This window comes from Flagellimonas olearia (genome assembly GCF_004150225.1).
Classification (GTDB): domain Bacteria; phylum Bacteroidota; class Bacteroidia; order Flavobacteriales; family Flavobacteriaceae; genus Flagellimonas; species Flagellimonas olearia.
This window is the reverse complement of the sequence record NZ_ML142908.1, coordinates 435,820-449,151: the sequence shown is the minus strand read 5'-3', so window position 1 is coordinate 449,151 and position 13,332 is coordinate 435,820. Positions and strand designations below refer to the sequence as shown.

Here is a 13,332-nt window from a genome sequence, read left to right as displayed (position 1 = left end):
GGTTGGTTATTTAGTTAAGGACCGCCTCTAGCAAACTAAACTAGGGGCGGTTTTTTTATGCATGTTTTACTGTTTTGCCACCAGTAATATGGCATTTGCCACAGGTCGTTCCCCTGTTTTGTCCGTAGGATAGTTCACAATTCCCTTTTCTTTGCTCCAGAGTGTGGTTGAGCCGCCACCGTCCAGATTTATGGCATCTGTGCAGCCCAATTGCAATAGGAAATCTTGGACTTCGTTAAAGTTCATTCCATCGGCCTCTTCGGAACGTCCGTTAATGGCAATCAGTAAAACCGAATTCTTGGTTTTGCCCAAACAGCTTCGCGGATGGCGTTTTTCGGAAAACGGGCTTTCTGGAACATATTTTTTCGAGTCCTGTATCAAAAAAGGACCAGACCTTAAAACAAAAGATTCCTTATTAGAGTCTTGGTAATACGTTTCCGATTTAAAAGGCTCAAGGATCAATTGGTTGTCCTTGGTAAATACAATGGCGCCATTGATCATGGCTTCTGGCATGCACCATTTAACCTCTGGCGGGCAGGTTAAACTGACAATGCTGTCATTCCGTTCCGAATAGGTCACCGAACCACCTTTTTCAACATTAAAAAACCCTCCGTTGATGGCTGCTTTGGCGTTTGCCCTTTGTGCAAGGAAACTAGTATTTTTATTTCCTTTCTCCGTATAGGCCATTTGGAGTTCGTAGTCCTTGAACATCCTATCAGGAATTTCCAATATATTGATTACCTGTTTGCTGTTAAAGAGGGTGTCGGTCCGGATTTCAGTAAAGATTATGTTGTCTCTCGAGGTATTTACCACCGATTCCTTTGGCTTACATCCAAGAATTAGTACAATTGCCAAAGCTGCTCCGGTGGGCCATCGTTTCATCGAGATAAGCTTAAGGTTGGTCTTCATGGTTGATTACTGGGTTGTTATTAAAAATCAAGATAGCTCAAATATCGGCTTTTCCCAAGGCTAACCCATGTAAGTAAGACGCCTACAATGCATGGAAAATGGGAACAGACCAAAAAAGATACCGCAAAATTAGACCTATGGACTGAAAAGGTCTTTGGGTGAACCAACGGGAAATCATCAAATCCTTAAAAATAAGGACCTTATTAGGGTCTTGCGTTTAATAATGCTACTTTTGCCCGCTTCAAGAAAGAAGCCATGAAAAAGTATCTCAACCTTTTTGATTTTTCCCAAAAAGTAAACTATCGCACGGAAATTTTATCGGGCTTGACCGTTGCTCTTGCCTTGGTGCCCGAAGCCATTGCCTTTGCTTTTATTGCTGGATTATCGCCATTGACCGGATTGTATGCCGCATTTGTAATGGGCTTGGTCACTTCCATTTTGGGGGGTAGACCAGGAATGATCTCTGGTGCAACAGGTGCTGTTGCCGTGGTGATAGTGAGCTTGGCCAAACAATATGGGGTTGAATACGTTTTTGCAACGGTGGTTCTTGCGGGAATTTTACAGATGACTGCAGGCTTGCTCCGACTGGGAAAATTGATGCGTTTGGTGCCCCATCCCGTAATCTTTGGGTTTGTGAACGGCCTGGCCGTCATCATTTTTATGTCGCAAATGAGTCAGTTTAAAACTACGGATGGCGAATGGCTCACAGGAAGCACCTTGTTCATTTTTCTTGGATTGGTACTGTTGACCATGGTGGTTATCTGGGGACTCCCCAAATTGACCAAGGCGATTCCAGCGTCTCTGGCAGCGATTCTTTTGGTGTTTGGCATTGTGTTCTTCTTGGGTCTGGATACCCGGACGATTGGGGATATTGCTTCCATTGAAGGAACTTTCCCCCCTTTTCATATTCCTGATCTGCCCTTTACGTTGGAAACCTTGCAGATCATATTTCCCTATGCAGCGATTGTGGCAGGGGTTGGGTTGATTGAGAGTCTCCTCACTTTGAATATTGTGGATGAAATTACGGAAACGCGTGGTAGGGGCAACAAGGAGGCCGTAGCCCAAGGTACGGCAAACATTCTTTCAGGTTTGTTTTCCGGGATGGGGGGTTGTGCCATGATTGGGCAGAGTTTGATCAATACTTCCAATGGTGCCAGGGCAAGATTATCTGGGATAGTTGCCGCGTTGATGTTGTTGGTGTTCATCATGTTCGGTTCCAGTCTTATTGAAAAAGTGCCCATGGCCGCATTGACGGGGCTTATGATCATGGTGGCATTGGGAACCTTTGAATGGGCGAGCTTAAAGACCTTCCGCCGTATGCCAAAATCGGATGTGTTGGTCATGGTCTTGGTAACTCTGGTGACCGTCTTTCTGCACAATTTAGCGCTGGCCGTTTTGGTAGGGGTCATTATTTCGGCCTTGGTATTTGCCTGGGACAATGCAAAACGCATTCGTGCCAGAAAATATATCGATGAAGAAGGAGTGAAGCATTATGAAATCTATGGCCCTCTTTTCTTTGGGAGCACCACCTTGTTTGCTGAAAAATTTGATGTACTCAATGACCCCGATGAGGTGGTTATTGATTTTGCGGAAAGCCGTTTGGTGGACATGTCAGCCATTGAGGCAGTGAACAAGATCACCGAACGCTACAACAAGGTGGGAAAGAAACTTCACTTGAAACACCTCAGCCGGGACTGTAGAAGATTGTTGGCCAACGCCGATGATATTATCGAGGTAAATGTGCTGGAAGACCCAACCTATAAGGTTGTGGTGGATAAATAGGGCAAAGGGTTCTTTCCAAATTAGTTGAAGAACCAAAAATAAATTCCTATAATAATTGCGCAGAGAATGAAAAGACTGATAAAGTAAATTTTAATTTCTTCCCATCTATCCCTTTTTGCCTGCTCAATGATTTTATCCCTAATCTTCTTTTGCTCGAAAGGGGTAAGCTCCTTAAAATGAAGTTGAGTTTCATTAAGGTAGCCGTCATAGGCTTTGCGAACATCTTTGTAGCTGGGGCGCTTTCGTAACAGTGCCCGGTTGGCTTTGACCACCAACATTGGTTGACTTGCGGAACCCATAGTAATTGTTGTTTACTAATAGGTAGTCAAAAAAAGAACTTTGTTACAAGATTGGTATGGCTTATTCCCTGGTTTTCCCCAGAAACACATTCACCTTTGGGTTTTGGGGATTGCCACTTGCCCTTCGCATCAGTACAATTTGACCGGTGTGGTAAATACAATCGGAAAGCATTCCATTGATCATATTCCAATATGGATATTCAGACTGTTTATCCCCTTGCTTAAAGATGACTTTAAAATTTTCCATGTCTTCGGAGCTTTTCCCCAAGACCTTATTGCTCGCCATTTGTAGGTTTTTAAGGGTGAGTTCACGAAGCTCTTCGTAGGAATATTTTGTAGGGGTCTTAGGCCTCTCATAGGGTTTTGCGTCTGGGGCCAACACAATATTATTGGACATCACGTAAATGTGTTCCATGGTTTCCATAAGGCTCCGCCCATCTTCGGAAGGCTTGTATTGTAAATCCTTTTCGGTCAATCCTTCCGTGGCCCAATAATAGCGGTAGCCCAAACCATCGATCATTCTTGACACTATATTTCCGGCACTGTACGTTTCAGCATGATCGGGAATTTGATGGTAGGGTAGTTCCATGTCCTGGGCTTGTAGTTTCAATGCGAAAATAAAAAAGAAGGCGCAACCAACGAATTGGGCAAAAGAAAGGTTTTTCATGATCAAAAAAGGTTAATCCATAATGGATTTTTTGGCCAAGGTAAGGCCAATTTGGTTCACTTCCATAAGGGCAGCAGAACCGTACCATTCCTTGAGGTCCATGATTAAACTGCCGGCCTGTATGGCAGGATCTGTTTCGGTAAGTTTTTTGGCCTCTTCCAAGGAAGAGACGTTAAAAATATAGATACCCCGCAGGTCATCATTGCCAAAAAATGGTCCGGCTAGCACCAACTTGCCCTCTTGGGCCATTCTTCCAATGTTTTGAAGATGGGCCATCTGCAATGCATCGGCTTCCTCTTTGGGGAGGGAGCGGTTGGGACCTCGCTTTAGGAAGGCAAAAACGTATTTTTTCATTCCGTAGTCATCAGCTCCATATTTTTCCGCTTTTTCGGCATCAAAAAGAACCTCTCCTTTTTTGGGAAGCGTTGTTGCTGAGTTTACGATTCGGAACACTTGGCCCCCCGGAGCATGAAAATAGTAGAAGTGATCATGGTCTTGATATTTTTCCACTTCGGGCAGCATGGGAGGAGCATCAGAATCCTTGATGATGGATTGAACGGCTTCATATTCCGTGGAAGGCACCAATAGCCCCAATTGCATGGATTTGATGAATTCAGTCGTATCCAAGACCATATTTTCGTCTGAATGGTAGGCAAATTTCACAAAGCCACCTCCGTCAAAATATACCCAATCGGAATCAGCTTTGGCATCTATTCTTCTGCCTAAGGCGGTTCCAAAAAACGAATTGACCGCTTCCCTTTTATTTTCATGGATATTGACCTTTGCCTGAGCCGTAAAGACAATGGTGTAATCTGATGGGGTTTGTGCGGTCAGCAAAAAACTGGAGAACAGGGCAAAGAGGAGAAAGACTTTTGTTTTCATGACACAGAAATTAATGGTCTCCCATAAAGTTAACCGTTTATTGATTAAAAACAGATTTGTGCTTTTGCCAAAAAATAGGTGTAAATGGGTAGAAAAAGAAAAAACCAATCCCTTTAATTATTCCAGACACCCCCTGTAAAAAGGGAGAAAGGGATGCACTTCTACCGTGAAAAGTCCATTTTGAATAGCGACGTCTTGGTGTAGCAAGGCTTTGGCAGATTGCAAATCAGTCGCTTTTAGAACAATCATTCCTGTATCGCTAAATCTTGCGCCCAAAGTAATCGTTTCCTCTTTTCTAAGCTTAGATAAAAAAGCTGAATGTTCCTTAAAATAAGGTTGATTCTGGGGTTCTTTGTCTTTGTCCCAAAGATTTCCAACAGTATACAAGGCCACGAACTGTGATTTGTTTTCTGCATTATCTTGTGCGGAGATAAGAAAGGGAAACAGCAATAGTAATATTAATTTTCTCATGTCACTATACCTTGCATTGGGATTTTTAAGGTTCTGTATCGCACTCTGTTTTACTCAAGGGCATGGATGAGCTGAAACTAAGAACGGTCACATCCTTGAATGCCGTTCCGGTACTGTCCAATTCTCCAAACCCTTCAATGAGTTGGGCATCCTCTACCAAAAAAGCCACCTCGCGGGTGCTTTCCTTCCCTTCAGATATAAAGGTATACTTGCCCAAAAGCACACTGTCGTTCATGACTCCGGCAAAGGTTCCCTTGTTGCCATCTTTTTCCTTTAAGGCATAGCTGAGATTACCAAGAACAGTTGTGGAGACATCGGTAATGTCAAAAACAATGCGGTTTCCGTTGGCATCATAGACATAACATCCTACTTCTAAAGATGGAGCCGACTTCTCCTCAACGACCGTAGTAGTCTCTGGCTGGCCATTGTTGTTTTCCTTTTCCGTTTTGGTTTTACAGCCAAAAACCAAAAGAGCGGTAAAAACGATATATACAATTGTTTTCATGGTCAGTCTATTTTTTTGAAAATGAGAAGGTTTTCCTGACTGCCATTGGACAGGTATAATCGATTGTTTTCAATCTTATAGGTAGTAGTACTTTGAAGGTTTTTAAGGAAGGTAGACTCCGCATCCATATTGGGGCAGGCCATTTTTGTGGACGCCGCATTGGTAAATCGGAGCAGATCTTTTTCAAAGAAAAGCCCCCCGGTCATCCTATTGCAACCGGCAAAGCCCGAAAAGCGATTGGTTTTAATATCGATTTCCATATTGGGAACATCCCTTCCATTAAAGTCATCTTTGGTTACGGCTTGTCCATCCATTTCTTCCAAAACCCAAATATCATGAAGTCGATAGTCTGTAATATAGGAACCACAACCCTCAAGGGCATGGGTTTCCTCTTCCCCGGTATATTTATAGGCAATGGTGACGGTATAGGGTGATTTTTCGCCGGACATGGCATTGGTACATTCCTTATGGGCAATGATCACATCCATGGAAACGGCTTCGGTTTGTATACGGTACATACTTATGTTGGCATCTTGGGCCTTGATTGGTGTGGTATGCGGTGTGATGATGGTATCTTCCATCATGTTCAGTTCCACTCGGTTCTCTTTTACCTTAAGGCCCCAAAAGGGTTCTGTGCCAGTCGCCTTAAAATAACTGTCATCCATTTTTAGGGCAACGGGTTCAACGGTTTTTACTTGCAAGGTATCTTCCTGTGTGATTTCTTCCTTACTGGTGTTGTCCTCTTTTTTCTTCTCCACACAGCTTGAAAGGAGCAGGGCAAAACAAAGTGATGTCATTATTTTTTTCATGGCTCAACTTTTATAAAACGCATCATGGGAACTTCACCTATCAATAGATTGAGTTTTCCTTCCTCCAAGGCGAACCCATCTATTTTTTGCATCATAGTTAGAAACTGTCTTTCACCACCACCACAGAACATCATGGTAGTAGGTCCGGGTTCCCCAAAGGAAATGGTATTCGCGTCCAAGGTATAATCTGCCGAATACCCATTACAGCTATCGTTTCCCATGACTTTGCTAGATTCTTGATCAAAGCTGATCTGTGGTTTTTTGTTGGGAAAGAGTCCGTCAAAGGCAATGCGGGGGCCGGACATGTACTCCAATTCCCATGTGGGACCGAACAATTCAGAAGAGCCATCCGACTTTGGATTACAGGAAAGGGTCAAAATCAAAACAAGGGAACAAAGAATACTTGAGTGTTTCATTTGTGGGAAATTAATGGTTAATGCAAAGAAAAGTACTAAAAAAATGCCTTAAACACCCCTAACCCATGGGTTAATTAAATGATAAGAAGTGTTGTTACTCTTTTCGGATGCTCCAAACTTCGTAGATGGGTTGCCCTTTGCTGCTCAACCCGGAGTGGTGCCAATCCCCGTCCTTCAGCTCATAGTTAAACCCTAAACTTGCTCCTACGCGTGAGTCGTCCCTAGAGAAAAACCCAATGTTTTCCGTGTATTTACCATCAACCGTGGTATAGGTGCCCCCTCCGGTTCCCATAAAAGCTTTGGTCTCCGTGTTATAGGCAATCCATTGAAATCTGGTGCCGGATAAAATTTTCATGGTCTTTCTGGGTCCCGAGGTATCACGTTTTGTAATTTCTCCATCCTGCTTACGGCCGGAAATCAACCATGCACCCTGTAAATCACCGGGAGTGCCGTCATCCAAACGGCTCCAGATTTTTTCCCCAACATGAAGTTTTCCGTCTTTGTAGGTGTAGGGGAAGGAATTTGTTGAACCGACCATCTGCGGGTCAAAAGAGGCAAACTCCAAGGTATAGGTCAGCGTGTCATCGTTAGAAGAAAATTGACCTCCCTTGGTGCCGAGGAACTTTCCATTCTCTTTTTCGAAGAAAGCTTCAGAAAAAAATCCATGGGTAATAATGGCTACATATTGCACCTCCACACCATCATTGTTGATAAGGGTGGCCTGCCAAGCCCCGTTGAGATTTTGGGCCTTGATGGTGAACAAAGCAGAAAAAACAAGAAACAGGAATACTATTTTTTTCTTCATGATGGATGTATTTTATATAAAGCTAACACATTGTTTGGTTTGCAGGGGAATCCACATGGCCATAAACAAAAAATGCTGTTGTCTTAGGAATAAAACAACAGCATTTCAAAGATGTATGTTGGAGGATTACAGCGTCCTAAGATACTCTGCAACGTCCCTTGCTTCGTCTTCCGTAAGGTTTTGGTTAAGCATGATGGCATTGTTGTTTTCCTTCATCAATGCCTTGGCGATGGGATCTTCCTTAAGCATTCCATCAGGATTCAAGATCATGTTCATGACCCACTCTGGGCTTCTGCGATCGTAAATGCCTTTCATGGCAGGGCCGATCATCTTTTGATCAACCATATGGCAAGCAACGCAAATGGACTCGAACGTGGCTTTCCCGCGCGCAGCCATTTCTTCGTTGATGGCATCTGCAAAATCAACATTCTTTATAGGTCCAACCCCTTTGTTGTCCATATCTACTGGAACACCTTCACTGGCTTGTACTTTTTTCTCTTCGGTCTTGGTTCTGCTTACTTCAAAACCATCCTTTTTTTCTTCCTTTTTGCCACCGCAGCTTGCCACAAAGGCACCCAATGCTAGAAATACAAGTATTTTTTTCATTCTGAACGTAATTGTAGTTTGTGTAAATGCAGCTACTAAGATAGGCATTTAAGGTCTAATTTTTATGGGTTTTTGGAGTTACCGCTACAATCTTTCCCAAGAATGTGATTTATCTAGTGGGAATTGAAAAAATCCAAGCTTCTTTTTTCCGTGTACGTACAATTATTCTTACCCCAAAAACCAACATGCCCTCCGTATTTTGGGATTTCCAAGAACAGATTTTCATTTTGTCCCGCCTCGAAAATGGGATAACATTCCTCCCCTAAAAAGGAATCGTTTTTTGCATTGATGATGAGACTGGGAACCGTAATATCTGGCAGAAATTGAAGCGAACTGCATTGGGTATAGTAATCCAATGCATCTTTAAAATGGTGCGCTCGACTCGTGTAGATGTCATCGAAATCCTTTAGTGTGTTGATGTTTTTGATATCCGAATCTGTAATCAACTCAGGGAAAAGGTGTTGTTTCTGCCTTAGTTTGGCAATCAAATGCTTTTTGAATCGTTGGGCGTAAAGTACATTTTTTGGGGTGAGCAATTGTTCACAGGAGCTCTGTAGGTTACAAGGTACCGATATAGCCGCCGCTCCCTTGATTTCTTTCGGAACTGTATTGCGTTCCCCCAAATATTTGAGCAAAAGATTGCCCCCCAAGCTAAATCCATTCAGATAAATTTCCGAGTAGGGATAGGTATTGAGGATATGGGAGATGACTTCCTCCAGATCTTCAGTGGCACCCGAATGATAGGAACGGTACAACCTATTGGGCTCACCGCTGCATCCCCTAAAATTCACGGCACAGGCATCGAATCCATTTTGGTTGAACAGTTTGGCGCTACCGGTAATATAAGGGCGTTGCCCATCTCCTTCGAGGCCATGCAACAGGATAACCAATTTTCTTGTTGAAGTGGTGGATTGACTCCAATCCAAATCCAAAAAATCCCCATCGGCTAAGCGGAGGCGCTCCCTTTTCTGGGTTACACCGTTTACCCTACGGACCAGACCACAATAAATGGTGGACAAATGCCCGCTCTTAAAGAATATGGAAGGGGAATAGTTGGCAGTAACCTCAGGCATTGACAATATGATCGGTTTAGTTTTTTGGAAACACCTCCAAGAGCTTGTATTGTTCTTCTATGGCATTTTTGAACCCGGTTTTTAGGGTTTTCACCAATTCAGAGACAGGAAGTACATCATCAATGGTGGTAACCCCTTGTCCTGCGGACCAAATGGTCTTCCAGGCCTTGGCCTCGGTATTCAGTTCCTTGCCAAAATCTATTTTTCGGTCTTTTTTCAAATCTTCTTCTGAAACTCCGGCAGCCTTTAGGCTGGCCGCCAAAAAATTGGCATGTACCCCGGAAATGGCGGCAGTGTAGATAACATCGCTGGCCCCGGCCTCAATGATCATTTTTCGATACTCCTCGGGAGCCTTGCTCTCTTCGGTATTGATAAATCGGGTGCCCATATAGGCCATATCGGCTCCCATTTGAAGGGCTGTGGCGATATCCTGTCCAGTGCTGATGCACCCTGAGAGGATGATGGTTTTGTGAAAGAATTTCTTGACCTCGTGCACCAAGCTCATCGGGTTTAGATTCCCCGCATGTCCTCCCGCTCCGGCAGATACCAAGATAAGTCCGTCCACACCGGCCTCGGCCGCTTTTTCGGCATGTCGTTTTTTAATGATGTCGTGGAACACCAAACCACCATAACTGTGGATGGCATTGACTACTTGGCTCACGGCACCCAAGGAGGTGATGACCAAGGGTACTTTGTGTTTCATGCATAGTTTTACATCGGCTTCCAATCTGGGGTTGGTGGGGTGTACAATAAGGTTCACACCAAAAGGAGCCGGTTTTTTACCGGTCTCTTTCTCAAATTGTTCGAGTTCCGATTTTATCTGGATGAGCCATTCCTCAAAACCCTCACTAGTACGTTGGTTCAAGGCCGGGAATGTTCCCACGATACCATTTTTACAACACTCCACCACCAATTTTGGACCGGAAATAAGAAACATGGGGGCAGCTATTACGGGCAAGGAAAGATCTTTGATGAATTCTGCTTTTTCACTCATGAGGTTTGTGTTAAACTATGTTTAAAAATAGGATTAATAATCGCACTTTATGGGACTCAGTTCTGAAAACTATGGTAATTTTACAATTATTATGCATGCATAACAAAATAACCCACTATGTTTTTTAAGGAATTTGATATTAGATGGAGCGATTTGGATGCCAACCGCCATTTGGCCAATTCGGCGTACATCAATTTTATGAGCCATACCCGGATGGCCTACTTGGGCCAATTGGGATTTGACCAAAAAGGGATGGCCGAGCACAATATAGGTCCGGTGGTCTTTTACGAGCACATGTACTATTTCAAGGAAGTGTTTGCTGGAAAACCCGTAAAGGTCTCATTGGGATTTGAAGGGATGAGCGAAGATGGGATGTTCTTTGAATTCAACCACGATTTTTATGACAGTAAGGGAAGAAATTTTGCCCGATGCCAGATGATGGGTGCGTGGATCGACCTTAAGGAACGAAGATTGATAGGATTGCCCCAACATTTCTTGGATGCATTTAACCAAATGGAAAAATCCGAAGGGTTCAAGACCTTGACCAAAGAGGACACCCGAAAGTTTGTACAACTGCCCAAGGACTTAGGTTGATTTTTTTTGTAAAATCTTTGTTTCAAGCCTCGTTTTTCCTTGATAGGTTTTCATGGGAACCTCTTTTGTTGGGTGATTTCCATTTGGATTTTTTGAATCCGAAGACGTAGATCAAGTAACCGACGAGACACATATAAAAAACACATAAAATCAAATCAAGAAGAGACATTTTAGGTTCTTTTAGATGAAAGAAGAATCCCAATGTGCCTTGCATTTGAAAAGGAGCGTCAATTTGTTTTGTCGTTAAAAACTGGGGAAGGTACTGATGTGCTTTTTCCGTTACCATGTAGAATGCAAAATAAACTCCCCCTAACCCCAACAAGGGGTTCAATCTATAAAGTTGGGTAAGCTTTCTATTCCCCCAAAGAAATAGTACAAAAAGAAGTGTCCCAACGATAATGCCCAGTAGTAAATTCATGACTGTTCCTATTTTTCACATCCATTACAAAAAAAGGTCTAAACTTTTGTTTGGGAGGTTCCCGATTGACGGATGATAGGAACGAGTTGATGAATGGGATGTTTAGGGAAAAACTAAGCATGCTTAGGACGCATACTGGCCAAATATACCCCCACCAATACCAATCCCGTGGCAAGAAGTTTGATCCACGACAAATGGTCTTTACCGGAAAAAAGTGCAAATACAATTCCAATCAAGGGTTGTACGTAAATGAAGGCCCCAACGGTAGATGCCTTGAGCTGCGTCAATGCAAATACATTGAACAGATAGGTGAGGAACGTGGTTCCCACTACCACAAAAGCAATGGAACCATACGCCCATAGGGGCATAGTGGACCATTCAATCTCCAGAAATTCCGGTAAGGTAATGGGTAGGTTGATGATCACGGCCAGAGAAAAGAGCCACTTCATCAAGGTAAAGGGATGGTATTTTTCTATAAGGGTCTTTACCACAATGAGGTAGGCACCATAGAAAGTAGCGTTTACAATAAATAGGAAATTCCCTAAGGGAATGTTGGGGGCATCCTGCCGTATTTCAGTCCCAAAAAGAATAAGCCCCACGGCACCAATGAACCCTAAAAAGATACCCAATCCTTTATTCAAGGTGATTTTCTCGTTTAAAAAGAGGGCAGATAAAATGACCACGATAATTGGGGTTATGGTCACCAATACCGCACTATTGATAGGCGTGGAAAGCTGTAAACCCTTAAAAAAGGACAACATGTTCACGGCCATGCCCAAGATGGTACACACCAAAATCCTGCCCCAATCCCGTTTCTGGATTTTTTCCTTGGGACCAAAAAAGGAGATGGCCCAAAACAAGATGGCCGCCCCACCAACACGTAGCATAATAAACCCAAAGGGTTTAACGTGCATGGGCATTACCCCTTTGGCCAGGGTATGGTTGATTCCGTAAATGGTGGTCGCCGCCAGGGCGCCCAAAATGGCTAGGGTTCTTTTACTCATGGATGCAGGGCCTCTTTTGCGGCCTGGACCACTTTCTTGGAGTTGCCAACAAAGATTTGCCCATCAACGAGGACAACAGGTCTTTTTAAAAAGGTATAATGTTCAAGGATTAGATTTTTGTAATCGTCTTCAGAAAGTTGTTTTTCATGCAGCCCCTTTTCACGATAGAGCATGGCCCTTTTGCTAAAAAGAGACTCATAGTTTCCGGATAAGGCGGCCATTTCCTCCACCTGCTCAGAGGTCATGGGCTCCGACTTTATTTCTTGGAGTGCTACGCCTTGTAGAGGCTCCAATTCTTTTAAAATACGTTTACAGGTTGAGCAGCTGCCCAAATGGTAAATTTTTTTCATGCTATAGGTCTCTATGAGTGCAAAGGAACCGATTTTTGATCAAACCGGTATTAAGCCAATGCAAATTCAATGGCTTTTTGGACATGGATCTTGGCGGTGTCAAATGTAGGTATCGAGGCTTCATGATCCGGAACGAGGATGGGCAACTCGGTACAGCCCAAAATAGCCCCTTCGGCACCCTGCGCTTCCATTTTTTTGATAATCTCCAAACAAATGGTCTTGGCGGCATCGGTAAAAATTCCTTTGACCAGCTCATTGTAGATCATGGATTGAAGAAGCTCCCTGTCCGTTTCATTGGGAATCAAAACCTCAAGACCGTAGTCTTCCTGTAGTTTTTTGGTATAAAAATCCTTTTCCATGGTGAATTTTGTGCCCAATAGCGCCACTTTTTTCATTCCTTTCTCGCGGATGGCCTCCCCAGTGGCATCGGCAATGTGTAAAAAGGGCACGTCAATGGCTTGGGTAATGGCATTACTTACCAAATGGATGGTATTTGTGCAAAGTAGTACGATATCTGATCCGGCAGTTTCCAATTTTTTGGCATGAAGGGCCATGATATCACCAATTTTATCCCAGTCGTCCGAAAAGGAATACCGTTCAATTTCATCGAAATCAACAGAAGAGAGTATGGTTTTGGCGGAATGTGAACCCCCCAGTTTTTCACGAACGATTTCATTGGCGAATTGATAGTACATTTTTGAGGATTCCCAGCTCATTCCTCCGATCATTCCAATAGTTTTCATGTGTC

17 protein-coding genes are annotated in these 13,332 nt (G+C 43.4%); 2 read left to right on the top strand and 15 right to left on the bottom strand.

From position 1 onward, the window contains the following. Positions 1–66 precede the first annotated feature (66 nt). Positions 67–909, bottom strand: coding sequence for a phosphodiester glycosidase family protein (locus DN53_RS07275; protein ID WP_129653728.1), 843 nt, complete (start codon positions 907–909; stop codon positions 67–69). A gap of 255 nt (positions 910–1,164) precedes the next feature. Here DN53_RS07275 and DN53_RS07270 point away from each other — a divergent pair, with 255 nt between their 5' ends. Further along, on the top strand, positions 1,165–2,691 hold the full coding sequence (locus DN53_RS07270) for a SulP family inorganic anion transporter (protein ID WP_129653727.1): 1,527 nt from the start codon (positions 1,165–1,167) through the stop codon (positions 2,689–2,691). A 20-nt stretch (positions 2,692–2,711) separates the two neighbouring features. Here the strand turns inward: DN53_RS07270 and DN53_RS07265 are convergent, their stop codons facing one another. The 11 genes from DN53_RS07265 to DN53_RS07215 form a co-directional block, all read right to left on the bottom strand. After that, positions 2,712–2,990, bottom strand: a complete 279-nt coding sequence (locus DN53_RS07265; protein WP_129653726.1) for a hypothetical protein — start codon at positions 2,988–2,990, stop codon at positions 2,712–2,714. 61 nt (positions 2,991–3,051) lie between these two features. Beyond that, on the bottom strand, positions 3,052–3,657 hold the full coding sequence (locus tag DN53_RS07260; protein ID WP_242502091.1) for a DinB family protein: 606 nt from the start codon (positions 3,655–3,657) through the stop codon (positions 3,052–3,054). Between the two features lie 12 nt (positions 3,658–3,669). Next, a complete protein-coding gene (locus DN53_RS18060) occupies positions 3,670–4,539 on the bottom strand; it encodes a YciI family protein (protein ID WP_242502090.1) in 870 nt (289 codons plus the stop codon). 117 nt (positions 4,540–4,656) lie between these two features. Beyond that, the gene (locus DN53_RS07250; RefSeq protein ID WP_129653725.1) at positions 4,657–5,010 is read right to left on the bottom strand and encodes a YciI family protein; all 354 of its coding nucleotides are present in this window, start codon (positions 5,008–5,010) and stop codon (positions 4,657–4,659) included. Between the two features lie 25 nt (positions 5,011–5,035). Next, complete coding sequence (locus tag DN53_RS07245; RefSeq protein ID WP_129653724.1) at positions 5,036–5,515, bottom strand: hypothetical protein; 480 nt, start codon at positions 5,513–5,515, stop codon at positions 5,036–5,038. Positions 5,516–5,517: 2 nt separating this feature from the next. Further along, on the bottom strand, positions 5,518–6,324 hold the full coding sequence (locus DN53_RS07240) for an META domain-containing protein (RefSeq protein WP_129653723.1): 807 nt from the start codon (positions 6,322–6,324) through the stop codon (positions 5,518–5,520). Then, on the bottom strand, positions 6,321–6,740 hold the full coding sequence (locus DN53_RS07235; protein ID WP_129653722.1) for an META domain-containing protein: 420 nt from the start codon (positions 6,738–6,740) through the stop codon (positions 6,321–6,323). The genes DN53_RS07240 and DN53_RS07235 overlap by 4 nt, the downstream gene beginning before the upstream one ends. Before the next feature lie 94 nt (positions 6,741–6,834). Further along, entirely contained in the window at positions 6,835–7,545 is a 711-nt protein-coding gene (locus DN53_RS07230) for a membrane or secreted protein (protein ID WP_129653721.1), read from the bottom strand. Positions 7,546–7,671: 126 nt separating this feature from the next. Next, complete coding sequence (locus DN53_RS07225) at positions 7,672–8,151, bottom strand: c-type cytochrome (protein ID WP_129653720.1); 480 nt, start codon at positions 8,149–8,151, stop codon at positions 7,672–7,674. Between the two features lie 113 nt (positions 8,152–8,264). Then, positions 8,265–9,224, bottom strand: a complete 960-nt coding sequence (locus DN53_RS07220) for a YheT family hydrolase (RefSeq protein ID WP_129653719.1) — start codon at positions 9,222–9,224, stop codon at positions 8,265–8,267. Between the two features lie 16 nt (positions 9,225–9,240). Beyond that, on the bottom strand, positions 9,241–10,218 hold the full coding sequence (locus DN53_RS07215) for an NAD(P)H-dependent flavin oxidoreductase (protein ID WP_129653718.1): 978 nt from the start codon (positions 10,216–10,218) through the stop codon (positions 9,241–9,243). A 117-nt stretch (positions 10,219–10,335) separates the two neighbouring features. On the opposite strand from DN53_RS07215, the gene DN53_RS07210 reads away from it, so the two are divergent. Then, complete coding sequence (locus tag DN53_RS07210; RefSeq protein ID WP_129653717.1) at positions 10,336–10,812, top strand: acyl-CoA thioesterase; 477 nt, start codon at positions 10,336–10,338, stop codon at positions 10,810–10,812. Positions 10,813–11,343: 531 nt separating this feature from the next. Here DN53_RS07210 and DN53_RS07205 read toward each other — a convergent pair. From DN53_RS07205 to DN53_RS07195, 3 genes are read right to left on the bottom strand one after another with little or no spacing between them, the layout of a single operon-like run. Continuing rightward, complete coding sequence (locus DN53_RS07205; protein ID WP_129653716.1) at positions 11,344–12,234, bottom strand: DMT family transporter; 891 nt, start codon at positions 12,232–12,234, stop codon at positions 11,344–11,346. Continuing rightward, positions 12,231–12,584, bottom strand: coding sequence for an arsenate reductase family protein (locus DN53_RS07200; RefSeq protein ID WP_129653715.1), 354 nt, complete (start codon positions 12,582–12,584; stop codon positions 12,231–12,233). The genes DN53_RS07205 and DN53_RS07200 overlap by 4 nt, the downstream gene beginning before the upstream one ends. Positions 12,585–12,634: 50 nt before the next feature. Continuing rightward, positions 12,635–13,327 carry an aspartate/glutamate racemase family protein gene (locus tag DN53_RS07195; protein ID WP_129653714.1) on the bottom strand — a complete coding sequence of 231 codons (693 nt, stop codon included), beginning with the start codon at positions 13,325–13,327 and terminating at the stop codon, positions 12,635–12,637. Positions 13,328–13,332 lie beyond the last annotated feature (5 nt).